The organism is Kitasatospora sp. NPDC058184 (assembly GCF_042883725.1).
In the GTDB taxonomy this organism is placed as follows: Bacteria; Actinomycetota; Actinomycetes; order Streptomycetales; family Streptomycetaceae; genus Kitasatospora.
The window spans coordinates 1-23400 of sequence record NZ_JBHVVE010000004.1; the positions used below are offsets into that span (position 1 = coordinate 1).

Below are 23400 nucleotides of genomic sequence, written 5' to 3' on the forward strand. Positions count from 1 at the left end.
CAACACGACCCACCCCCACAGACAGTCAACCCGCCCCGACCGGCAGACACTTACTGTCCCACGCCCAACCCAACCGACTTCGCCAGCAGAGTCGCCGGGTCGACTTCCTGTGCCCGTGCGGGCGGGGTGGGGACAGCGGGGTGGTGGCTTCCCGGCCCGGCCCGGGGCGGGGGTGCGGGGGTAGGTTCGGGGGGTGACGACGAATGCTGTGCCGACGGAGACTCCGGGCGCGAAGTTGATCCTGCTGACCACCACCCACCGGGTGGCTCCCGGCCTGCTGGCGTGGCCGGCGTGGGAGGCGTTGCGGTCGGCGGGGCGGGTGCTGGTGGGGGACGAGGGGCATCCGCAGGTGGCGGCGGTGCGGCAGGCCGGGGTGGTCGTGGAGGCGGTGCCGGCCGGGTCGGCGCCCGCGTTGGCGCGGCTGCTGACGGGGCAGCCCGCGGGGGCCGGGCCGACGGTGTGGCTGGGCAGCCCGGACGGGGACCCGGGGCTGACCGACGCGCTGGCGCGGCTGGCGGTGGAGCACGCCGGCGAGGTGCCGGAGATCGAGGTGCTGCCCGGCTCGTACGACCTGCCGGGGTCGCGGCTGCTGGACCTGGTGACGGTGATGGACCGGCTGCGCTCCCCGGGCGGTTGCCCCTGGGACGCCGAGCAGACGCACGAGAGTCTGGTGAAGTACCTGGTCGAGGAGGCGTACGAGCTGGTCGAGGCGATCGAGGCGGGGGACCGGGAGACGCTGCGCGAGGAGCTGGGCGACGTCCTGTTCCAGGTGTTCTTCCACTCCCGGATCGCCGAGGACCACCCGACGGAGCCGTTCACCGTCGACGACGTGGCCGGGGACATCGTCGAGAAGCTGATGTACCGGCACCCGCACGTGTTCGGGAACGTCGAGGTCGAGGGCGCCACCGAGGCGGAGGCGAACTGGGAGCAGCTGAAGGCGGCCGAGAAGGCGGACCGCGAGTCGGTGCTGGACGGCGTGCCGGCCGGGCTGCCCTCGCTGGCGTACGCGGCGAAGCTGGTGTCGCGGGTGCGCCGGGCGGGTTTCACGGGGGTGCCGGACGAGGCGTACGGGCTGCCGGCCGAGCTGACGGCCGATTCGGCGGGCCGGCTGCTGCTCGCGGTGGTGCAGCGGGCGCACGACGCGGGGGTGGACGTGGACGCCGCGCTGCGGTCGGCCGCGCGCGGTTACCGGGACGCGGTGCGCGCGGCCGAGGGCCTCGGTCCGGTCGGGGAGTAGGCGCTCAGGCCGCCGTGGCGGTGCGCTCGGGGCGCCGCTGCGGCGGGACGAGTTCGCCGATGGCCTCGCCGACGAGGAGGACGAGTTCGGCGAGCCGCTCCAGGTCGAGGTGGTCGGGCAGGTCCGCCAGCGAGATGATCCGCTCGCCGTCGGGGCCGGCCACGGCGAACAGGTCGATCGGCCCGAGGTGCTTCTCGGCGGTGTCCACGAGGGCGGCGACGTCGCTGGGGCGGCGGATGTCGCCGCAGACGCCGACGACGGGGCAGCCCGGCCGGTCGAGTTCGGCGGCGAGGTCCTCGGCGATGCCGGCGTACTGGTCGGCGATGAGCATTCCGGCGGTGCCGGCGGCGGCGAACCGGCGGGCGAGGCCCGCGCCCGACCCGCCGTCGAGGACCGCGATGACGACGACTGACCCGCTGACCCGCATGGTCTGCTCCTCCCTGTGGGCGACACCGCACCGGCGCCCACGCGTACTGCGGAGGATCGTAGGCACGTCCTGACCCTCCGCAACAGGGATTACCCCTCAGGTGACCAGGCTCACGCCCGCCCCGCGGCCAAGAGTCGGCCAAGAGCTGTCCACGGACCGGCCACGGACCGGCCATGGAGTGTTGGCGCGCCCGACGCGTCCGGTCGCGGAAGCGCGGCGGAGGAGTGGCGGGGAAGCGGCGCCCCGCCGGAGGGAGGGCGGGCCCGTCGCACCGGATACGGTCGGTCCATGCCAGCTCAGCCCGTCCCCGCCCGGCCCGCCGCCCCGTCGTCCGACGCCCCCGCCCCGCAGCTGTTCACCTGGGAGTTCGCCGCCGACCCGTACCCCGCCTACGCCTGGTTGCGCGAGCACTCCCCGGTGCACCGCACCACCCTGCCGAGCGGGGTGGAGGCCTGGCTGGTGACCAGGTACGCGGACGCCCGGCAGGCGCTCGCGGACAGCCGGCTGTCGAAGAACCCGGCGCACCACAGCGGGCAGGCGCACCGCACCGGCCGGGTGGGCATCCCGGGCGAGCGGCAGGCGGACCTGATGACCCACCTGCTGAACATCGACCCGCCGGACCACACCCGGTTGCGCCGGCTGGTGTCGAAGGCGTTCACCCCGCGCCGGGTGGCCGAGTTCGAGCCGCGGGTGCAGCAGCTCACCGACCGGCTGATCGACGGCTTCGCGCAGCGCGGTTCGGCGGACCTGATCCACGAGTTCGCCTTCCCGCTCCCCATCTACGCGATCTGCGACATGCTCGGGGTGCCGGCCGAGGACCAGGACGACTTCCGCGACTGGGCAGGGATGATGATCCGCCACGGCGGGGGCCAACGCGGCGGCGTGGGGCGGGCGGTGAAGCGGATGCGGGCGTACCTGCTGGAGCTGATCCACCGCAAGCGGGCGGACCTCGGGGACGACCTGATCTCGGGCCTGATCCGGGCCGGCGACCACGGTGAGCACCTGACCGAGAACGAGGCCGCGGCGATGGCCTTCATCCTCCTGTTCGCGGGTTTCGAGACCACCGTGAACCTGATCGGCAACGGCACCTACGCGCTGCTGCGCAATCCGGAGCAGCGCCGGCTGCTGCAGGAGTCGGTGGTGCGCGGGGAGAGCGCGCTGCTGGAGACCGGGATCGAGGAACTCCTGCGCTACGACGGGCCGGTGGAGCTGGCGACCTGGCGGTTCGCGACCCGTCCGCTGACCATCGGCGGGGTGGACATCCCGGTCGGCGACCCGGTGCTGGTGGTGCTGGCCGCGGCGGACCGCGACCCGGCCCGGTTCGCGGCGGAGAACACCCTGGACCTGGCCCGGAAGGACAACCCCCACCTGGGCTTCGGGCACGGCATCCACTACTGCATCGGCGCTCCGCTGGCGCGGCTCGAAGGGCGTGCCGCGCTGGCCACGCTGCTTTCCCGGCTGCCCGATCTGCGGCTCGCGGAAAGCCCGGAGAATCTGCGCTGGCGGGGTGGTCTGATCATGCGTGGCCTGCGCGAACTCCCGGTGGAATTCAGTCCGGAGAGCCGTTCCCCGCACGCCCCTCCGCACCCCGTTCCGGATGCCTCTTCGACGCCTCCGACCTGCTGAGATCGCGCTGACGGGACGTCGCCGATCGCCCGCCGACGGGGGTGTGAACACCCATCAATCCGGACATAACGCCGCTGTTGGTAGGCGATCGGACACGGGCCGTAATTGTTGTGTGATATCGGTGATATGAGCTTGTGATTGGTCTGATGATCTGTCTACTCTCCCTGGAGTTCGCAGCTGCGGACCTCGTACGCGGAACGCCGAATCCTGCCCGCCGCGTCACGGGAAACCGACCAGAACCCTGGGCAGGGGCGGGGGAACCAGGTTTGTTGCCGTCTCCCCACGGCTTGGGGTGAAGCCGCCCGAGCGGAATCGTTTCCGCGTACGGCGGCCGGGCCACCTCCCGGTCCGAACCCGACAGCTCACCTCGCAGGCGTACGGAGAGGGACCTCTTCATGCTGTTCGTTGGAACTGGCCGTCACCGTCGTCGCACCCAGGCCGAGAAGGCCATCGCCGTCGCCGGTGTGGCCGGCGTCGGACTCGCGATGCCGCTCCTCACCGCCACCGGCGCCTCCGCCGCCCCGGCCTCCACCTGGGACTCCGTCGCCCAGTGCGAGAGCGGCGGCAACTGGAGCATCAACACCGGCAACGGCTTCTACGGCGGCCTCCAGTTCACGTCCAGCACCTGGAAGGCGTACGGCGGCACCGCCTACGCGGCGCAGGCCAACCAGGCCAGCAAGGCCCAGCAGATCTCGGTCGCCGAGAAGGTGCTGGCCTCGCAGGGTCCGGGCGCCTGGCCGGTCTGCTCCCAGAAGGCCGGTCTGACCAAGGGCGGTGCCCCGGCCTCGGTCGACACCTCCTCGGACGCCAAGCCGCAGTCCGCCCCCAAGCAGCAGGCCCCGAAGCCCGCCGCCAAGCCCGCCGAGAAGCCGGTCGCGCAGAAGCCCGCCGCCCAGAAGCCGGCCCAGAAGCCCGCCGCGCAGCCGGTCCAGCAGGTCGCCCCGCAGCAGCAGGCGCAGCCGCAGACCCCGGGCTTCTCCGGCAAGGCCGGCTGGGACGCCGACGCCAAGGTGTACTGGTACCAGAACAACGGCGGCTGGTACTGGACCAGCCACCAGAGCGTCTACCAGCAGTACGCCGGCCAGGCCGCCGCCCAGCCGCAGTACGCCCCGCGCGCCGCGCAGCAGGCCCCGCAGGCCGCCGGCCACGACTACACCGTCCGTGCCGGTGACACCCTGTCGACCATCGCCGCCGCCCAGGGCGTGTCCGGCGGCTGGAGCGCGCTGTACGAGCAGAACCACTCCACCGTCGGCGGCGACCCGAACCTGATCATGCCCGGCCAGGTGCTGCACCTCGGCTGAGCCGCCCCGCCCGACGCCGGGACCGCCCGCGGCCGGCAGCACCCCGAGACCGGGGTGCCCGCCGGGGCGCCCGCCGCCGCGCCGGAGCGCTCGGCGTCGACGCCGCTCCACCCCGCCGTCCGAAGGGGGCCGGTCCTACCGGTCCCCTTCGTCCGCATTCGCCCGCTCCGGTGGGACAAGCTGGGACAAGCAGGTGAACTACCGGTGGGTAGCAGGGCCACACGGTGAGACGGGACCGAGGCCGACGCGGCCACGGCAGCCCGGGCGGTTAGGCTCTGGTCGTAACGACTCCGCAATCGTCCTGCTGGCAGCACCACCGTCAGACCGGACCCTGCTCTCGCAAGGAGATGCCTCGTGCCGTCCATCGATGTCGTCGTAGCCCGTGAGATCCTCGACTCCCGCGGCAACCCCACGGTCGAGGTCGAGGTCGGCCTCGACGACGGCAGCACGGGTCGTGCCGCTGTCCCGTCGGGTGCCTCCACCGGTGCCTTCGAGGCGCTGGAGCTGCGCGACGGCGACAAGAACCGCTACTTCGGCAAGGGCGTCGAGAAGGCCGTCCTGGCCGTCATCGAGCAGATCGGCCCGGAGCTGGTCGGCTACGACGCCACCGAGCAGCGCCTGATCGACCAGGCCATGCTGGACCTGGACGCCACCCCGGACAAGTCCTCGCTCGGCGCCAACGCCATCCTGGGCGTCTCGCTGGCCGTCGCGCACGCCGCCTCCGAGGCCAGCGACCTGCCGCTGTTCCGCTACCTGGGCGGCCCGAACGCGCACGTCCTGCCGGTCCCGATGATGAACATCCTCAACGGCGGGTCGCACGCGGACTCCAACGTCGACATCCAGGAGTTCATGATCGCCCCGATCGGCGCGGAGTCCTTCTCCGAGGCCGTCCGCTGGGGCGTCGAGGTCTACCACACGCTCAAGGGCGTGCTGAAGGAGCGCGGCCTGTCCACCGGTCTGGGCGACGAGGGCGGCTTCGCCCCGAACCTGGACTCCAACCGCGAGGCCCTGGACCTCATCGTCGAGGCCATCGAGAAGGCCGGCTACGTGCCCGGCCGTGACGTCGCGCTGGCCCTGGACGTCGCCTCCTCCGAGTTCTACGAGGACGGCGCCTACCGGTTCGAGGGCAAGGACCTCACCGCCGCCGAGCTCATCGAGTACTACGCCGAGCTGGTCGCCGCCTACCCGCTGGTCTCCATCGAGGACCCGCTGGACGAGTCGGACTGGGCCGGCTGGAAGGCCATGACCGACAAGCTGGGCGACAAGGTCCAGCTGGTCGGCGACGACCTGTTCGTCACCAACCCGGCCCGTCTGGCCCGCGGCATCGAGACCGGCACCGCCAACGCGCTGCTGGTGAAGGTGAACCAGATCGGTTCGCTGACCGAGACCCTGGACGCCGTCGAGCTGGCCCAGCGCAACGGCTACCGCTGCATGATGTCGCACCGCTCCGGCGAGACCGAGGACGTCACCATCGCCGACCTGGCCGTCGCCACCAACTGCGGCCAGATCAAGACCGGTGCCCCGGCCCGCTCCGAGCGCGTCGCCAAGTACAACCAGCTGCTGCGCATCGAGGAGATCCTCGACGACGCCGCCGAGTACGCCGGCCGCGGCGCCTTCCCGCGCTTCCGCCACGAGGGCTGAGCGCTCCCGGTAGCGCACGCCTGACCGGTGCCCCGCCGTTCACCCCGTAGGGTGGACGGCGGGGCACCGTCGCGACCAGGAGGGGATACGGGAGATGGCTGGCTGGAGGATCCCGGGCTTGGCGGCCCGGCCCCGGTTCACGAGCCGGGCGACCGTCCTCGTCCTGGTGCTCTGCTCGCTGGTGGCGATCCTCGCCTACCCGACGCGGCAGTTCATCTCCCAGCGCGCCGAGATCTCCGCCCAGCGGGCGAAGGCCGACCACGCGCGCCAGCAGGTCGAGCAGCTGCGCCGGGAGAAGGCCCGCTGGCAGGACCCGGAGTACGTCAAGGCGCAGGCCCGCGCCCGGCTGCACTACGCGGTGCCGGGGGAGACCCCGTACATCGCGGTGGACCCGGCCGGCCAGGCCTCCGCCAGGACCTCCTCGTCCGCGGGCGGGGCCGCCTCCGGGCCGAACGCGGCGCCCGGCGGCGCCGCCGGCCAGGCGAAGGCCGCCAAGCCCTGGTACGCCAGCATCTGGGACTCGGTGGACGCCGCCGACACCGCCGCGGCGGCCCCCGCCACCCCCCTTCCCCTCCCACCGTCCCCCGTTGGAGACACCTCCCCCCATGACCACTGAGAACCACCCCACCGTCTCCGACGCCGACGTCGCGGCCATCGCCGCCCAGCTCGGCCGGGTGCCGCGCGGCCTGCGCGGCGTGGCGCACCGCTGCCCCTGCGGCAACCCGGACGTCGTGGAGACGGCTCCCCGGCTGCCGGACGGCACGCCGTTCCCCACGCTCTACTACCTGACCTGCCCCAAGGCCGCCTCGCTGATCGGCACCCTGGAGGCGGAGGGCGTGATGAAGGACCAGAGCGCCCGGCTCGCCGAGGACCCGGAGCTGGCCGCCGCCTACCAGAAGGCGCACGAGGACTACATCGCCCGGCGCGACGCGATCGAGGTGCTGGAGGGCTTCCCGAGCGCCGGCGGCATGCCGGACCGGGTGAAGTGCCTGCACGTGCTGGTCGGCCACTCGCTGGCGGCCGGCGAGGGCGTCAACCCGCTCGGCGACGAGGCGATCGGCATGCTGGAGGACTGGTGGGCCAAGGGCCCGTGCGTCTCCCCGGCCGAGGTCGAGGCGGCCGGTGAGCGGGTCGCCCGCAACCGCGCCAAGGAGCAGGACCACGAGGCCGTGATCGCCGCCAAGCAGCAGAAGGCCGCCGAGCGCGCCGCGAAGAAGCGGGCCGCCGAGGACGCCGCGGCGGAGCGGGAGTCCGAGTGAGCGCGACCCGGGTGGCCGCGATCGACTGCGGCACCAACTCGATCCGCCTGCTGGTCGCCGACCTCGACCCGGAGACCGGGGAGATCACCGACCTGGACCGCCGGATGATCGTCAACCGGCTGGGCCAGGGCGTGGACCGGACCGGCCGGCTGCACCCGGACGCGCTGGCCCGCACCTTCGCGGCCTGCCGGGAGTACCAGGAGGTCATCTCCGGCTTCGGGGTCGGCCCCGAGCGGGTCCGCTTCGTCGCCACCAGCGCCTCCCGGGACGCCGAGAACAGCGACGAGTACGTCAAGGGCGTGCGCGACATCCTGGGCGTCGAGCCCGAGGTGGTGAGCGGCGAGGAGGAGGCGCGGCTGTCCTTCGTGGGCGCCACCAAGGAGCTGACCGGCGGTCAGTTCCCCGGCCCGTACCTGGTGTTCGACCTCGGCGGCGGCTCCACCGAGTTCGTGCTCGGCACGGACGACGTGCAGGCGGCGCGCTCGGTGGACATCGGCTGCGTGCGGCTCACCGAGCGGTACTTCGGCGACGCCGAGCTGCCCTCCGAGGCGCAGGTCGAGGCCGCCCGGGCGCACGTGCGGGCCGAGCTGGACCGGGCCGAGGAGGTCGTCCCGCTGACCGGCGCGGCCACCCTGGTGGGCCTGGCCGGGACGGTCACCACGGTGTCGGCGATCGCCCAGGGCCTGCCCGGCTACGACTCGGCGGCGATCCACCACTCGCGGATCAGCCGGGAGCGGGTCGCCGGGATCGCCCGGGAGCTGCTGGCCGCCACCCACGCCGAGCGCGCGGCCATCCCGTCGATGCACCCGGGCCGGGTGGACGTGATCGCGGCCGGGGCGCTGGAACTGCTGGAGATCATGGAGCGCACCGGCGCCGCCGAGGTGGTCGTGAGCGAGCACGACATCCTGGACGGAATCGCCTTCGGTATCGCCTCCTGACCCCGTGCGGGGCTTACCCGACCGGCCCCGGCACCCCTTTCGGGGGGCCGGGGCCGGGGCGCGCCCGAGCGCGGGTGGGAAAGTTCGTGAATTTCTTCACATGGGGATCCGGCCATTCGCCGCACCGGCCCGCCCACTACGTCCGAAATGTGGGACCGAAGGCCCGTCGGCCGGGTGGCCCATGGGATCGCAGGTCAGGCCTCGTTTGAGGTTTGAAAATCGAAATCACGTGCGGGAACCCGGGCGTTGTGCGGATCGTTGCTGCTCAGGCCGGTGGTGCTCCGCCGTGCGTTCGCGCGGGGCCGCCCAGGGGTGGGGGCCACCGCGCCGGGCCCGGTTTTGCGGCCGCGCAGTGTAGCACGGGGGGTCCGTCAACTTGTGACCGGGCTCACGAAGGCTGCTCCGGACGGTGCTGGATACTTTCGGATATGAGCACCACGGAGCGTCCTCGCATCCTCATTGTCGGCGGTGGTTACGTCGGCCTGTATGCCGCGATGCGCATCCTCAAGAAGATGCGTTACGGCGAAGCGACCGTCACGGTCGTCGACCCGCGGTCGTACATGACGTACCTGCCCTTCCTCCCCGAGGCGGCCGGCGGCAGTGTCGCGCCTCGCAACCTCATCGCGCCGCTGCGCAGCACCCTGAAGAAGGCGGAGGTGCTGACCGGGTCCGTCACCGGCATCGACCACGCCCGCAAGGTTGCCACCATCCAGCCCGCGGCCGGTGACAGCTACGAGCTGCCCTTCGAGTACCTGGTCGTCGCGACCGGCTCGGTCTCCCGCACCTTCCCGATCCCGGGTCTGGCGGAGAACGGCCTCGGCATGAAGACGGTCGAGGAGGCCATCGGCCTCCGCAACCACGTCATGGCCCAGCTCGACAAGGCCGAGTCCACCACGGACGAGGACATCCGCCGCAAGGCGCTGACCTTCGTGGTGATCGGTGGCGGCTTCGCCGGCATCGAGACCGTCGCCGAGGTCGAGGACATGGCCCGCGACGCGGCCAAGCTGTACAAGACCGTCAGCCGCGAGGACATGCGCTTCGTGGTGGTCGAGGCGGCCAACCGCATCCTCCCCGAGATGGGCCCGGACCTCGGTCTGTGGACCAAGGAGAAGCTCGAGGAGCGCAACATCGAGGTCTACATCGAGACCTCGATGGACTCCTGCGTCGACGGCCACGTCATGCTGAAGAACGGCATGGAGATGGACGCCTCCACCATCGTGTGGACGGCCGGCGTGAAGCCGAACCCGGTGCTGGCCAACTTCGGCCTGCCGCTGGGCCCGCGCGGCCACGTCGACACCGCGCCGACCCTCCAGGTCCAGGGCTTCGACTACGTCTGGTCCGCCGGCGACAACGCCCAGGTGCCGGACCTCGCCGCGGGCGAGGGCGCCTGGTGCCCGCCGAACGCCCAGCACGCCAGCCGTCAGGCCGTCGTCCTCGGCGACAACGTGATCTCCGGCATGCGCGGCTTCCCGCAGAAGGAGTACAAGCACAAGAACCTGGGTGCGGTCGCCGGTCTCGGCCTGCACAAGGGCGTGGCGATCCTCTTCGGCAAGTACAAGCTGAAGGGCCGTCCGGCCTGGTGGTTCCACCGCCTGTACCACGGTGCGATGGTGCCGACCTTCAACCGCAAGGTCCGCGTCTTCACCGACTGGACCCTCGCGATGTTCCTCAAGCGCGAGATGGTCGGCCTCGCCCAGATGGAGAAGCCGCAGCTTCCCATCCAGGAGGTCACTCCGCCCACCAAGCCCGTCGAGGCCGCCAAGCCGGCCGCCGACAAGGAACTCGCCAGCAAGTAAGCGACTGAGACCCCGGTGTGGGAGCACCGGGGTATGAGTCGGAGGCTCTCCGCCCGGCAGCGTTGCCGGACCACGACCTCCGTGGTGCTCAGCCGGCCGTGCGACCGGGCGGAGTACAGAAGTAGAAGGTCCCCTGCCGAACCCTCCGGCAGGGGACCTCTCTCGTTGCGGGACCGGTCAGTCGGTCTTGATGCTCTCCAGGATGTCCAGCTTGGACGCCCGGCGGGCCGGCCAGATCGCGGCCACCAGGCCGACCACCCCGGCCAGCGCCAGGAACAGCGCCAGCTGGCCGAACGGCAGGACCGTGGTCAGGCCGGAGAGGCTGGACTTCAGGGTGCCGTTGATCGCCCAGGCGATGAAGCAGCCGAGCAGCAGGCCGATGCCGGCGCCGAACAGCGAGATCACCACGGACTCCAGACGGACCATCCGCTTGATGCCGCCGCGGTCCAGGCCGATCGCCCGCAGCATCCCGATCTCGCGCTTGCGCTCGAAGACCGACATCGCCAGCGTGTTGACCACGCCCAGGATCGCGATCAGGACCGCCATCCCCAGCAGGCCGTACATCAGGTTCAGCGCGAAGGTGATGGTCTGGCTGAACTCGTCCCGGACGTCCTGCTTGGACTTCACCTCGATCACCGGGTTGGCGCCGGTGGCGTCCTTGAGGGCCTGCTTGAGGCCGTCGGTGGCGCCGTCCTTGCCCTTGACCAGGACGTCGGAGATGTACGGCTTCGGCTCGTGCTTGGCGATCTCGCTGTTGGCCAGCATGACCGGGCCGAGCATGCCGCCGGTCTTGTACACGCCGCCGACGGTGACCTTGCCGGTGGACTCGTCCGGGTAGGCCACGGTCAGCACCGAGCCGGTGGTGACGTTCAGCTTCTTGGCGGCGTCCTCGTCGAGCAGCAGCTGGCCCTGGCCGAAGCCGGCGGTGGAGCCGCTGGTCAGCTCGACGTCGGCGAGCTGGTCCAGGACGGCGGCGTCCAGGCCGTTGACCGTCCTGCTGGTGCCGTCGAGCTCCCAGTACGCGGTCGTCATCGCCGAGGAGGCGGCCACCCCGGGGGCCTTGGCGATCTGGGCGGGCACCTGCGCGGACAGGCTCATGCCGTTGGCGGCCCCGACGATGAAGTCGGCCTTCATCGAGCCGGTGACGGCCCGGTCGATGGTGTCGTTGACCGAGGCGCCGATCACGGTGAGCCCGGTGACCAGGGTCAGACCGATGGTCAGCGCGGCGGCGGTGGCCGCGGTGCGGCGCGGGTTGCGCACCGCGTTCCGCTGGGCGAGCCTGCCCGGGGTGCCGCCGAGCCGCAGCAGCGGGCCGACCAGCGCGACCACCGGACGGGAGAGCAGCGGCAGCAGGACGAACACGCCGATCAGGGCCAGGAAGGCGCCCAGGCCGACCGGCAGCCGGCCGCTGTCGTTGCCGGTGGAGGCGCCGTAGCCGATCAGGGCGAGGCCGCCGCCGGCGAGCACCGAGCCGATCGTGTTGCGGACCACCAGGCTCTTCTGGGAGACCGGCTGGTCGCCGCTGCTCATCGCGGCCACCGGGGCGATCCGGGAGGCGCGCATGGCGGGCAGCAGGGCCGACGTGACCGTCACCAGGACGCCGACCACGACCGTCACCACGACGGTGAGCGGCTTGATCACCAGCGAGCCGTTCGGCATGTTCTCGTTCATCGCGCCGATCAGCGACTGCATCCCGGCGCCGATCCCGATGCCGGCGGCCAGACCGGCCACCGCGGAGACGGTGCCGATCAGCAGCGCCTCGATCAGCACGGACCGGGTGACCTGCTTGCGGCTGGCACCGATGGCCCGCATCAGGGCCAGCTCCTTGGTGCGCTGGGCGACCAGCATGGTGAAGGTGTTGGCGATGATGAAGATGCCGACGAAGAGCGAGATGAAGGCGAAGACCAGGAGCATCGTGCGCATGCTGCTGGTGCTCCTGGTGATCATCTCCTGCTCGTCGGCCTTGAGCTTGGCGCCGGTCTCGATGTCGAACTGGTGGCCGGAGGGCACCACGGGCTGGGCCTGGGCGAGCAGTACGTCCTGGCTGGTGCCGGGCTTGGCGGTGAGCACGACGCTGCTGTAGCGGCCGGGCTCCAGCAGGGTCTGCTGGGCGGTGGCCCGGTCGAACAGGGTGAGCGAGCCGCCGGTGTTCACGACCGGGTCGTCGGTGGTGAAGATCCCGGTGAGCTTCGCCTCGATCACCGGTCCGTTGGCGGCGACCCGGACGGTGTCGCCGACCTTGTAGCCCGCCTTGTCGGCGGTCTTGCGGTCGAGCGCGACCTCCTTGGCGGCCTTCGGGCCCTGGCCCTCGGCCATCGGGTAGCGCGGGTCCTTGCCGTCCTGGCCGGGTGCGAAGTTGGCGCCCTTGGCGGCCCAGACCTGGCCGATCAGGTTGCCCTTCTTGTCGGCCACGCCGGTGAAGCCGCTGACCACGCCGCGGGCGCCGGCGGTGCCCGGCAGGGCGGCCAGCTGCTGGACGGTGGCGTCGGTGAGGGTGGCGGAGCCGCCCTCGCTCTTCTGCCGGGCGGAGGCGTTGGAGCCGGCCGCGCGGTCCACCACCTGGACCGAGACGTCCGAGTAGCTCTTGGAGTTGCTGTCCCGCATGGCCTTGCCGAAGGTGTCGGAGAAGACCATGGTGCCGGCCACGAAGGCGGTGCCGAGCATGACGGCCAGGGCCGTCATCAGCAGCCGGCCCTTGTGGGCCAGCACGTTGCGCAGTGCGGTGCGATACATGGGGTGTCCTGGGAAGGTCGGTGAGCGGGCTGCGACTGCTGCGCCGGACTAGCTGGTGCGGCCCTTGGCGTCGAAGCGGCGCATGCGGTCCAGGACGGTGTCGGCGGTGGGCTGGTGGAGCTCGTCGACGATGCGGCCGTCGGCGAGGAAGACGACGCGGTCGGCGTAGGAGGCGGCGACCGGGTCGTGGGTGACCATGACGACGGTCTGGCCGAGCTCGCGCACGGAGTTGCGCAGGAAGGAGAGGATCTCGGCGCCGGAGCGGGAGTCGAGGTTGCCGGTGGGCTCGTCGGCGAAGATGATGTCGGGCTTGCCGGCCAGGGCGCGGGCGCAGGCGACGCGCTGCTGCTGGCCGCCGGAGAGCTGGGAGGGGCGGTGGCTGAGGCGGCCGGAGAGGCCGACGGTGTCGACGACGCGGTCGAGCCAGGGCTTGTCGACCTTGCGGCCGGCGATGTCCATGGGGAGGGTGATGTTCTCCAGGGCCGTCAGCGTGGGGAGCAGGTTGAAGGCCTGGAAGATGAAGCCGATGTGGTCCCGGCGCAACTGGGTGAGCTGCTTGTCCTTGAGGCCGACGAGCTCGGTGTCGCCGATGGTGGAGGAGCCGGAGGTGACGGTGTCGAGGCCGGCCATGCAGTGCATGAGGGTGGACTTGCCGGAGCCGGAGGGGCCCATGATGGCGGTGAACTCGCCCTGGGGGAACACGACGCTGACGTTGTCGAGGGCGACGACGCGGGTCTCCCCCTCCCCGTAGACCTTGTTCAGGCCGGTGGCTCGGGCGGCCGCCAGGCCGGTGCGGACGGCGGTTGCGGTCGACGTGGTCACGGGGACTCCTAGTGCTCGCGGACTTGTACCTCCATGCTCCGCGACGTGATCATGGTTCTGCGTCGCTCCGCCGGACGGTTGGTCCTACCACCGCTGGGCGTAGGGGCGGGCGACCCCCTCCTCCTGCGGTATGACGTGAACCCTGAGGCGGACGGGTGGCCGGAACGGATATCCTTCGTGGCCGAATCCCGGACAGTTCGTCAGATGGCAAGGAAACATGACAACTTCCGGGGCTGGGAACATGCGAAAGGGTGATCCGGGAGACTAGGCTCAGGGGGTCCCACAGACGCCCGGATGGTGGAACGCAGACACGGGCAGCTTAAAACTGCTTGGCCGCGAGGCCGTGCCGGTTCGAGTCCGGCTCCGGGCACCGATCACCCGGCGGGGGCGCGACGGCGTCCCCGCCGGTCGTTGTTCACCGGATCCTCCTCGCGGCGTATCCCGAAATTTTTGCCAAGCCATTACCCTTGTGCATGGGCGGTGCAGTGCCGCCACGGAGGGAATGAGCAATGAGAAGCAGCAACCCGGTCTTCTCGCGGGAGGGGTCCTTCACCCGCGACTCCGGCTACGCGGGGTTCGGTACCGCGCAGGCCGGGACCCAGCACGGCCAGAACCAGTACGGCCAGAACCCCTACGCGGGTACGCCCTACGCCCAGCAGCAGCCGCAGGGCCAGCCCATGACCGACGAGCAGCTCTACGAGCTGTACAACGGGCCCTCGGCGGGCCCGGCGGCCACCGGGCGGATGACGCTGGACGACGTGGTCGCCCGCACCGCCATGACGCTGCTGACGCTGGTCGTCGCCGGCGCGGTGGCCTGGTTCGCGCTGCCGTTCGAGAACTTCGGCTTCGCGATCGCCGCCAGCCTGGTGGCCATGGTCGTCGGCCTGGTGGTCTCGTTCAAGCGCAGCGTCAGCCCGCCGCTGATCCTGACCTACGCGGCCCTCCAGGGCTTCGCGATGGGCGCCGTCTCGCACGCCTTCAACACCATGCTGAACGGCATCGTGATCCAGGCGGTGCTGGGTACGGCGGCGGTCTTCGGGGCGATGCTGTTCGCCTACAAGAGCGGCCGGATCCGGGTCACCGCCCGGTACCAGCGGATCGGCATCGCGATCGCCCTGGGCTTCGTGCTGCTGATGATGGTCAACATGATCGCGATGGCCTTCGGCGCCGACATGGGCCTGCGCTCCGGCCCGCTGGGCATCGTGGTCGGCTTGGTCGGCATCGGCCTGGGCGCCTTCTTCCTGTCGCTGGACTTCGCGGCGATCGAGGAGGCCATCGCCCAGGGCGCCCCGCAGCGGGAGTCCTGGCGGGCCGCCTTCGGGCTGACCCTGTCGCTGGTCTGGATCTACATGGAGATGCTGCGGCTGATCGCGATCCTGCGCGGCGACGACTGACGGTCCCTTCCTTCGTGAACCACTGCCGCCGGGCCCCGGAGCGACTCGCTCCGGGGCCCGGCGGCTTTTCGCCTAGGCTCGCTGCCATGCATGACGTAGAGCCCCACGACGTAGCGCCCCTGGACGTGGATCCCCTGGTCGAAGCCGTCGAGTCCCTGGCGGATCGTTTCCGCTCGCTGCCGCAGAGCAGGCTGCTGGGCGCCGTGCCCGGGTACGGGTCGCGGGCGGCGGCCGCGCTGGAGCTGGCCCGGCGGCTGGTCGCGCTGACGGCGGCGGTGGAGGGCGGCCCGCGGCGGGAGTTCCCGGACGCCGGGGCCTTCGCGGTGGGGGACCAGCTGGCCGTCGCCGGGCACGACCTGGCGGCCGCGCTCACGGGGCTGCGGGAGGACGCCCCGGTGGGGCTGCCGGAGGGGCCGGCGGCGGCGGCCGCGGTGCTGGCCCGGGCGGTGGCGGCGGCGCGGGAGACGGCGGCGCTCTGCGGCTGAGGCCCGGAGGAGTCCGGACACGCCGAAGGCCGGCCGGGTCGGTAACCCCGTGACCCGGCCGGCCTTCGGCGCGCTGCTGCTGGTGAGCCGGTGTCAGATGCTGGCGACCACCCGGTCGGCCAGCACGTAGACGGCCTCCTCGTCGGTGGAGAAGGTCAGCGAGTACGAGCCGGAGAAGCGCGAGCCGCCGAGCAGCCGGACGTGCTCACCGGCGCGGACCGCGTCGATCAGCCGGTAGGCGGCCTCCCGGTCGCCCGGGGCCACGCAGAGGGTGGTGCCGTCGGCGAAGGCGTACACGTCCAGGGTGCCCAGCGGGCCCGGGCGGACGTCGACCAGGGCGACGGCCTCCTCGGCGAGGGCGGCCAGCCGGCTGTCCGTCCACTCCCGGGACGGCGCCTGGCTGGGCACGAAGTCGGGGTGCGAGGGGTGGCGGCGCGGGTCGGGCGCGGCGACCGGGGCCTCCTCGACGGCCTGGTCGGCGTCCAGCAGCCCGGCCTCCAGGCCGGTGGCCAGCAGGTCGGCCTCGCGGCGGGCCCGGGCGTCCTTGGTCTCGCCGGCCGGGTGGCCGGGGCGCAGCGGCACGCCGCCCTCGCCGCCGGGCTCGGCCGGGGCGGAGCCGCCCTCGTTGATCAGGTCCTCCAGCGCGGAGCGCAGCGCCTCGCCGAACTCCGGGTCCATCGTCCCGGCGTTGTCGACGGCGTCCTGCGGGCCGGTGGGGCGGGGGAAGAAGAGCGGCCACTCCTCGGTGCCGGAGAAGGTGCCGGAGAACGGGGAGTCGAACAGCGGCGCGTCCTCGGCCGCGCGGGCCTCCTGCTCGGCCCAGAACGCCCGGGCCTCCGTGATCTCCCGCTCGCGGTCGGCGGCGAGCGCCTCGGTGACGGCCCGGCGTATCGCGGCCTCGTCCACGGGTGCGGGCGCGGACGGGGCCGCGGCCCGTGCGTCCAGCCGGCGGGAGAGCCCGCGGAGGTGGAGCAGCACGGCGGTCGACACGGCGATCAGGATCAGCAGCAGGATGGTGTAGACGGCGCTCACGGAACGTACTCCTAGCGAGGAGCGGAACGGGGTTACGTGTCCACACTGCCGCATGCGGGGCTGTTACCGCAGGGGCGAATGTCCAATTCATCCCGGACTTTCGCTCTTGTCCCCAAATTGTTAGGTAACACCGTTCTACGCAGTGGAGTTGATCCGCTCCGCAGTGTCGATTTCCGGGTCGAAAACGAACGAAATGAGGGCCGGATCGACCTCTCGGTGTGATCCGGCCCTCAATTACGCTGCGTCACTCCAAATGGGTGGTCCAGACCCTTCGGAGGGCGCCCGGAGGGTCAGCTGAGGCGCTCGATCACCATCGCCATGCCCTGGCCGCCGCCGACGCACATGGTCTCCAGGCCGAACTGCTTGTCGTGCCACTGCAGGGAGTTGATCAGCGTGGTGGTGATCCGGGCGCCGGTCATGCCGAAGGGGTGGCCGACCGCGATCGCGCCACCGTTGACGTTCAGCCGGTCCAGGTCGACGCCGAGGTCACGGTAGGACGGGATCACCTGGGCGGCGAAGGCCTCGTTGATCTCGACCAGGTCGATGTCACCGATGGTCAGGCCGGCCCGCTTGAGCGCCTGCTTGGAGGCCTCGACCGGGCCGTAGCCCATGATCTCGGGGGAGAGCGCGCTGACGCCGGTGGAGACCACCCGGGCGAGCGGGGTGATGCCCAGCTCGCGGGCCTTGGTGTCGGACATGATCACCAGCGCGGCCGCGCCGTCGTTCAGTGGGCAGCAGTTACCCGCGGTCACGGTGCCGTCGGGGCGGAACACCGGCTTCAGGCCGGCCACGCCCTCCAGGGTGACGCCGGCGCGCGGGCCGTCGTCCGTGCTGACCACGGTGCCGTCCGGGAGCGTCACCGGGGTGATCTCGCGCTCCCAGAAGCCGGCCTTGATGGCGGCCTCGGCGAGGTTCTGCGAGCGGACGCCGAACTCGTCCTGCTCGGCGCGGGTGATGCCCTTGAGCGCGGCCAGGTTCTCGGCGGTCTGGCCCATCGCGATGTAGGCGTCCGGCACCAGGCCGTCCTCGCGCGGGTCGTGCCACTCGCCGCCACCCTCTTCGGCGCGCTTCTTCGTACGGGCCTGGGCCTCGTCGAAGACCGGGTTCATGGTGCCCGGCAGGCCGTCCGAGGTGCCGTTGACGCTGCGCGAGACGGTCTCCACGCCGGCCGAGACGAAGACGTCGCCCTCACCCGCCCTGATCGCGTGCAGCGCCATCCGCGTGGTCTGGAGCGAGGAGGAGCAGTAGCGGGTGATGGTGGCGCCCGGCAGGTAGTCCATGCCCATCTGGACGGCCACGATGCGGGCCAGGTTGTGGCCCTGCTCGCCGCCGGGCAGGCCGCAGCCCAGCATCAGGTCGTCGATCTCGCGCGGGTCGAGCTGCGGGACCTTGGCCAGGGCGGCCTGGATGACGTGGGCGGTCAGGTCGTCCGGGCGGACGTCCTTGAGCGAGCCCTTGAAGGCCCGGCCGATCGGCGAACGGGTGGCGCTGACGATGACGGCTTCGGGCATGGCGGGCTCCTCGCTGGGTGACGGCGGACCTGACGTCCGGGAGGAAAGTTACCGCCTGGTAGATCAGGCGTCACCCGCCCCAGCGTGTGAGCTGGCCGACGTATTCCCGGGGCCCCCGTCGGGGGTCGTACCAGCCTCCTTCCCGCTCTCCGGGCCGGGCAGACCGATCCGCAGCCGGTGCCTCAACTGGGCCCAGCGGCGGCCCGTGCCCTCCGCCGGTACGGCCGCCACCTCGGTGCCCTCCCGACCGGCCGCCGTGGCGGCCGCGACCGCGACCGGCAGCACCGCGCCGCCCGGGACGGCCGTGGCAGGACGCTCCTCCTCCGGCCAGAGCCCGAGCGCGGCGCAGACCGAGGGCAGCACGGCCATCGCGGCGGTCGCGTAGCCCTGGGCGGAGGGGTGGTAGCGGTCGGCGGCGAACATCTCCGGGCGGGCGGCGAACTCCGGGCCCAGCAGTGAGCCCAGCGAGACCGTCCGGCCGCCCGCCTCCACCACCGCGATGGTCTGCGCGGCGGCCAGCTGCCGGCTCAGCCGGCGGGCCACCCAGCGCAGCGGCGGCCGCACCGGCTTGATCGTCCCGAGGTCCGGGCAGGTGCCCACGACCACCTCGCAGCCGTTGGCGCGCAGGGCGGCGACGGCCTCGCCGAGCTGGCGGACGGCCAGCTGGGCCGGGCTGTGCCGGGTCACGTCGTTGGCGCCGACCATGATGACGGCGACGTCCGGGTGGTGCGGCAGGGCCTGCTCCAGCTGGCCGGAGAGGTCGGCGGAGCGGCCGCCGGAGCGGGCCACGTTGACCAGCCGGACCGGGCGCTCGGCCACCGAGGCGAGGCCCGCGGCCAGCAGCGCGCCCGGGGTCTCGCCGGCCCGGGCCACGCCGAGGCCGGCGCCGGTGGAGTCGCCGAGGACGGCCAGCACGAGCGGGGCCTGCGGGTCGGCGGCGCGGTCGGCGAAGGCCTCCCCGTAGACGCCGTCCGCCTTGGGCGGGACGGTCTCCAGGACGCCGATGGCCTGGATGGCGAGTCTGCTCTCGGTCACCAGCAGGCCGACGACGCCCACCCCGAGCAGGCCGAGGCCGCCGCCGCCGTACGCCGCCGCGGTGGCGATCCGGCGGGCCACCCGGGCCCGCGAGTCCCGTGCCCCTGGCATCCGGTGCCCCCTTCACGTGCTCTCCTGCCGGCCCCTCCGGGGCCACGGCCATGCCTGCACAGCGCTCTTACCCGTGCGGAGGGCGGGAGTACCGGGGGTGCCGCTGGGGGTGGGCCATTGGGGGAGGGGTGCAGGAGGGGAGCCGCGGGGCGGGTGCCACGCCCTACGCTTTGCAGTACCGAACTCCGCAGTACCGAAATCGCATGCCCACAGACCGGGAGGATCCCCGTGCGGTACCACAACTCGATCATCGACCTCGTCGGCAACACGCCGCTGGTCAAGCTGAACAAGGTCACCGAGGGCATCAGCGCGACAGTGCTGGCCAAGGTCGAGTACTTCAACCCCGGCGGCTCGGTCAAGGACCGCATCGCGATGCGCATGATCGAGGCCGCCGAGGCCTCGGGCGCCCTCAAGCCGGGCGGCACCATCGTCGAGCCGACCTCCGGCAACACCGGTGTCGGCCTGGCGATCGTGGCCCAGCAGAAGGGCTACAAGTGCATCTTCGTCTGTCCTGACAAGGTCTCCACCGACAAGATCAACACCCTGCGCGCGTACGGCGCCGAGGTGGTCGTCTGTCCGACCGCCGTCGCCCCGGAGCACCCGGACTCCTACTACAACGTCTCCGACCGCCTGGTCCGGGAGACCCCGAACGCCTGGAAGCCGGACCAGTACTCCAACCCGGACAACCCGGCCTCGCACTACCACTCCACCGGCCCGGAGCTGTGGGAGCAGACCGACGGGAAGATCACCCACTTCGTGGCGGGCGTCGGCACCGGCGGCACCATCTCCGGCACCGGCAACTACCTGAAGGAGGCCTCCGGCGGCAGGGTCAAGGTGATCGGCGCCGACCCGGAGGGCTCGGTCTACTCGGGCGGCACCGGCCGGCCGTACCTGGTCGAGGGCGTCGGTGAGGACTTCTGGCCGACCGCCTACGACCGCGGTGTCGCGGACGAGATCGTCGCGGTCTCCGACAAGGACTCGTTCCAGATGACCCGCCGCCTGGCCAAGGAGGAGGGCCTGCTGGTCGGCGGCTCCTGCGGCATGGCCGTGGTGGCCGCGCTGGAGGTCGCCAAGAAGCTCGGTCCGGACGACGTCGTCGTGGTGCTGCTGCCGGACGGCGGCCGCGGCTACCTGTCGAAGATCTTCAACGACGACTGGATGGCCGACTACGGCTTCCTGCCCTCGGCCACCGACGAGGCGCACATCGGCGAGGTGCTGGCCCGCAAGGAGTCCCTCGCGCAGGGCGGCGTCCCGCAGTTCGTCCACATGCACCCCAACGAGACGGTCGCCGAGGCGGTCCGGGTGCTGCGCGAGTACGGCGTCTCGCAGATGCCGGTGGTCTCCCCGGGCGCCGGCCACCCGGACATCATGGCCGGCGAGGTGATCGGCTCGGTGGTGGAGAAGCTGCTGCTGGAGGGCATCTTCGCCAAGGACATCGAGCTCACCGACACGCTGGACAAGGTGATGTCCAAGCCGCTGCCGGTGGTCGGCTCGGGCGAGACGGTCACCAACCTGATGACCGTGCTGGAGAAGGCCGACGCGGCCGTCGTGCTGGTGGAGGGCAAGCCGCAGGGCATCGTCACCCGCCAGGACCTGCTGGGCTTCCTGACCGGCCGCGCCCAGCACTGACCCGGCGTCACCACCGCCCCCCGCGGATGGATGCGGAGGATTCGTCCACGGGGGAAGTGGTACACCGGCGTCACCTGTCCGCAGCACGTGGTTAACACGGCTCGGGCATCGTGGTGGTCAACGGCAGGACGCCGAGTGAGGCGACGGCAACCGTCCGGGAGCGGCTCCCCGGCGACCGCGGTCGGCTCCGGACACATCGGGTGGCCCTGACCCGGCCGCTGTGTCCTCCCGCCGCGGGAGGCGCCGTCGTCCCGCCCCTGACCGGCCCCGGCCGGTCGACAGGGTGCGGCGGCTCCCGCGGCAGCACCGCGCCGCACGGCGCGTGTCCCGCGGCTCCCGGGTGGGGGAGCCCAGGCGGGGAACGGTGGGGCCGGTCCTTCTCCGAGGGACCGGCCCCTTCCGTTCGCGCCGTCGCACGTTCCGTTCGCGCCGTTCACGCCGGGCGCGCGGGGTGCACTCCGAGCGGCCGCCCGTGCGCCGCGCCGGGCGCGCCCGTCCCGTACGCTCGCACGCATGACCAGCACTGAAACGACCGACCAGGATGCCCCGCGCTATGTCCGGGTGAAGATCGAGCTCATCGCGGAGATCACCGACGAGGGCGCGCTCAAGGCGGCCGCCCTGGAGGCCGTCACCGCCGACGAGTACCTCGACGACGAGGAGCGCGCCCAGTCCGTCGAGGCCATCGAGGTGGACCCGTCGGGTTCGCTCGCCCACTTCATCGACCCCGTCGCGCTGCTCGGCGACGTGCCCGGCGTGGAGCTCGCCTCGGCGACCTGGGAGTCGGCGCAGACCGAGTTCGACCCGGACGACGAGGAGTGGGACGAGTACGCGGTGGAAGGCTCCGCCGAGTAGGGCGGGGAACCGTCGGGTGACGGTCCTCACCGTCACCGCCCGTGAACGCCCGGTCCGCTCCGCGGGCCGGGCGTTTTGTCCCTGTTCGTCGGGAAGTTGGGTCATCTCATACGATCGCTTACCCTTCGGTGATGGAACCGTGAACGGGCGTATTGCGTTTCTGTATCCGTAATGCCCGGGATGATCAGCAGGGAGACGCGACGTGACGGCACGGGACGGTCAGGGACGGGCGGCCGGAAGCAGCTGGAGCCGACGCGGGGTCCTCGCGGGCCTGATCGGAGCGCCCGTCCTGCTGCTGACCGCCTGCAACGACAACAGCGCCAACAGTGCCAGCGGCGGTAGCGGCGGCTCCGGCGGCGCGAACGGCACCCCGGCCTCCGGCGGCACGGGCAGCAGCGCCCCCAAGACCTCGGCCGCGGTCATCACCGTCACCCCGGCCGACGGCGCCGCCTCCGCGAGCTTCAGCGAGCCGGTCAAGGTCGCCGTCGCCAACGGCACCCTGACCAGCGTCAAGGTCACCGACACCGCCGGCAAGGAGCTGGCCGGCCAGCTCTCCGCCGACGGCACCGGCTGGACCTCGGCCGCCGCCCCCGCCAGCGGTACCAAGTACACCGTCGCCGCCACCGCCCTCGACAAGGACAAGCTGGAGGCGGACTCCAACGCCGTCTTCACCACGGCGACCCCGGCCAACACCTTCGTCGGCTACTTCACCCCCGAGGACGGCTCGACGGTCGGCGTCGGCATGCCGGTCTCGATCAACTTCAGCAAGCCGGTCACCGACCGCAAGGCCGTCCAGCAGGCGATCACCGTGATAGCCGAGCCGGGCGTCGAGATCGTCGGCCACTGGTTCTCCAGCACCCGCCTCGACTTCCGGCCGCAGGAGTACTGGGCCAAGGGCACCAAGGTCACCCTCAAGCTCCGGCTCAAGGACGTCGAGGGCGCCAAGGGCGTGTACGGCACCCAGTCCAAGGACGTGAGCTTCACCATCGGCCGGGCCCAGACCAGCGTCGCCGACCTCGCCGCCAAGAAGCTCACCGTCACCACCGACGGCCAGGTCAGCGCGGTCTACAAGATCTCCGGTGGCTCGCCCGAGCACATGACCTGGGGCGGCAAGATGGTGATCTCCGAGCAGTACACCCAGACCCGGATGAACTCGCAGACCGTCAACCTGGGCAGCGAGTACGACATCGCGGACGTGCCGCACGCCCAGCGCCTCAGCACCTCGGGCACCTTCATCCACGGCAACTACTGGTCCTCGCCGTCGATCTTCGGCGGTCAGAACACCAGCCACGGCTGCATCGGCCTCCGGGACGCCCAGGGCGCCCAGGACAGCGGTACGGACGGCTTCAAGTTCTACAAGTCCTCGATGGTCGGCGACGTGGTCGAGGTCGTGAACTCCGGCGACAAGACGGTCGCCCCGGACAACGGCCTGAACGGCTGGAACATGGGCTGGGCCGCCTGGAAGGCCGGCAGCGCCGTCTGACCCGGCCCCGCACCCCGACCGGCTGGACCCCGGTCGGAAGACCCACCAGTCGGAAAAACTCCCCGGGCGGACCGAACCTCGCGGTCCG

19 protein-coding genes, 1 tRNA gene and 1 riboswitch are annotated in these 23400 nt (G+C 71.9%); of the genes, 14 read left to right on the forward strand and 6 right to left on the reverse strand.

All coding sequences use genetic code 11. The annotated features are described in order from the left end of the window. Positions 1 to 193 precede the first annotated feature (193 nt). Positions 194 to 1237, forward strand: a complete 1044-nt coding sequence (locus ACFVXH_RS08640) for a MazG family protein (protein ID WP_241852759.1) — start codon at positions 194 to 196, stop codon at positions 1235 to 1237. A 4-nt stretch (positions 1238 to 1241) separates the two neighbouring features. Here ACFVXH_RS08640 and ACFVXH_RS08645 read toward each other — a convergent pair whose 3' ends face one another. After that, positions 1242 to 1664: an SDR family NAD(P)-dependent oxidoreductase gene (locus ACFVXH_RS08645; RefSeq protein WP_049651970.1), complete on the reverse strand. Its 423-nt coding sequence runs from the start codon at positions 1662 to 1664 to the stop codon at positions 1242 to 1244. Between the two features lie 288 nt (positions 1665 to 1952). On the opposite strand from ACFVXH_RS08645, the gene ACFVXH_RS08650 reads away from it, so the two are divergent. The 7 genes from ACFVXH_RS08650 to ACFVXH_RS08680 all read left to right on the forward strand — a co-directional run bounded on the left by ACFVXH_RS08650 (position 1953) and on the right by ACFVXH_RS08680 (position 10225). Beyond that, positions 1953 to 3290, forward strand: coding sequence for a cytochrome P450 (locus ACFVXH_RS08650; RefSeq protein WP_074001296.1), 1338 nt, complete (start codon positions 1953 to 1955; stop codon positions 3288 to 3290). Between the two features lie 221 nt (positions 3291 to 3511). Continuing rightward, positions 3512 to 3680, forward strand: a riboswitch (cyclic di-AMP (ydaO/yuaA leader). Positions 3681 to 3685: 5 nt separating this feature from the next. Next, positions 3686 to 4591, forward strand: a complete 906-nt coding sequence (locus tag ACFVXH_RS08655) for a transglycosylase family protein (protein WP_074001297.1) — start codon at positions 3686 to 3688, stop codon at positions 4589 to 4591. A gap of 354 nt (positions 4592 to 4945) precedes the next feature. After that, complete coding sequence (gene eno / locus ACFVXH_RS08660; protein WP_049651968.1) at positions 4946 to 6232, forward strand: phosphopyruvate hydratase; 1287 nt, start codon at positions 4946 to 4948, stop codon at positions 6230 to 6232. Positions 6233 to 6326: 94 nt separating this feature from the next. Next, entirely contained in the window at positions 6327 to 6848 is a 522-nt protein-coding gene (locus ACFVXH_RS08665; RefSeq protein WP_079271918.1) for a septum formation initiator family protein, read from the forward strand. Next, complete coding sequence (locus ACFVXH_RS08670; RefSeq protein ID WP_079271855.1) at positions 6820 to 7491, forward strand: DUF501 domain-containing protein; 672 nt, start codon at positions 6820 to 6822, stop codon at positions 7489 to 7491. The genes ACFVXH_RS08665 and ACFVXH_RS08670 overlap by 29 nt, the downstream gene beginning before the upstream one ends. Then, positions 7488 to 8429, forward strand: coding sequence for a Ppx/GppA phosphatase family protein (locus ACFVXH_RS08675; RefSeq protein ID WP_074001299.1), 942 nt, complete (start codon positions 7488 to 7490; stop codon positions 8427 to 8429). Before ACFVXH_RS08670 ends, ACFVXH_RS08675 begins: the two co-directional genes overlap by 4 nt. A 428-nt stretch (positions 8430 to 8857) precedes the next feature. Then, positions 8858 to 10225, forward strand: coding sequence for an NAD(P)/FAD-dependent oxidoreductase (locus tag ACFVXH_RS08680; RefSeq protein ID WP_049651966.1), 1368 nt, complete (start codon positions 8858 to 8860; stop codon positions 10223 to 10225). Positions 10226 to 10402: 177 nt separating this feature from the next. Here ACFVXH_RS08680 and ACFVXH_RS08685 read toward each other — a convergent pair whose 3' ends face one another. After that, positions 10403 to 12958, reverse strand: coding sequence for an ABC transporter permease (locus tag ACFVXH_RS08685; RefSeq protein ID WP_387821677.1), 2556 nt, complete (start codon positions 12956 to 12958; stop codon positions 10403 to 10405). A 48-nt stretch (positions 12959 to 13006) separates the two neighbouring features. After that, complete coding sequence (locus tag ACFVXH_RS08690) at positions 13007 to 13780, reverse strand: ABC transporter ATP-binding protein (protein WP_049651964.1); 774 nt, start codon at positions 13778 to 13780, stop codon at positions 13007 to 13009. Positions 13781 to 14068: 288 nt separating this feature from the next. On the opposite strand from ACFVXH_RS08690, the gene ACFVXH_RS08695 reads away from it, so the two are divergent. The 3 genes from ACFVXH_RS08695 to ACFVXH_RS08705 all read left to right on the forward strand — a co-directional run bounded on the left by ACFVXH_RS08695 (position 14069) and on the right by ACFVXH_RS08705 (position 15659). Beyond that, positions 14069 to 14150, forward strand: a tRNA-Leu gene (locus ACFVXH_RS08695). 139 nt (positions 14151 to 14289) lie between these two features. Continuing rightward, complete coding sequence (locus ACFVXH_RS08700) at positions 14290 to 15174, forward strand: Bax inhibitor-1/YccA family protein (RefSeq protein WP_074001301.1); 885 nt, start codon at positions 14290 to 14292, stop codon at positions 15172 to 15174. Between the two features lie 86 nt (positions 15175 to 15260). After that, positions 15261 to 15659, forward strand: coding sequence for a hypothetical protein (locus ACFVXH_RS08705; RefSeq protein ID WP_387821681.1), 399 nt, complete (start codon positions 15261 to 15263; stop codon positions 15657 to 15659). 93 nt (positions 15660 to 15752) lie between these two features. Here the strand turns inward: ACFVXH_RS08705 and ACFVXH_RS08710 are convergent, their stop codons facing one another. The 3 genes from ACFVXH_RS08710 to ACFVXH_RS08720 all read right to left on the reverse strand — a co-directional run bounded on the left by ACFVXH_RS08710 (position 15753) and on the right by ACFVXH_RS08720 (position 19348). Then, positions 15753 to 16691 (reverse strand): hypothetical protein, encoded by a 939-nt coding sequence (locus tag ACFVXH_RS08710; protein WP_049656499.1) that lies wholly within the window; start codon positions 16689 to 16691, stop codon positions 15753 to 15755. Between the two features lie 290 nt (positions 16692 to 16981). Further along, positions 16982 to 18202: an acetyl-CoA C-acetyltransferase gene (locus tag ACFVXH_RS08715; protein ID WP_049656496.1), complete on the reverse strand. Its 1221-nt coding sequence runs from the start codon at positions 18200 to 18202 to the stop codon at positions 16982 to 16984. A gap of 63 nt (positions 18203 to 18265) precedes the next feature. Continuing rightward, entirely contained in the window at positions 18266 to 19348 is a 1083-nt protein-coding gene (locus ACFVXH_RS08720; RefSeq protein ID WP_387821684.1) for an SGNH/GDSL hydrolase family protein, read from the reverse strand. A gap of 228 nt (positions 19349 to 19576) precedes the next feature. Between ACFVXH_RS08720 and ACFVXH_RS08725 the strand changes: the two genes are divergently transcribed. The 3 genes from ACFVXH_RS08725 (at position 19577) to ACFVXH_RS08735 (ending at position 23312) form a co-directional block, all read left to right on the forward strand. Then, positions 19577 to 20977 carry a cystathionine beta-synthase gene (locus ACFVXH_RS08725; RefSeq protein WP_074001305.1) on the forward strand — a complete coding sequence of 467 codons (1401 nt, stop codon included), beginning with the start codon at positions 19577 to 19579 and terminating at the stop codon, positions 20975 to 20977. A gap of 513 nt (positions 20978 to 21490) precedes the next feature. Beyond that, the gene (locus ACFVXH_RS08730) at positions 21491 to 21829 is read left to right on the forward strand and encodes a hypothetical protein (RefSeq protein WP_063780291.1); all 339 of its coding nucleotides are present in this window, start codon (positions 21491 to 21493) and stop codon (positions 21827 to 21829) included. A 202-nt stretch (positions 21830 to 22031) separates the two neighbouring features. Beyond that, positions 22032 to 23312, forward strand: coding sequence for an Ig-like domain-containing protein (locus ACFVXH_RS08735; protein WP_259316724.1), 1281 nt, complete (start codon positions 22032 to 22034; stop codon positions 23310 to 23312). Positions 23313 to 23400: the final 88 nt, after the last annotated feature.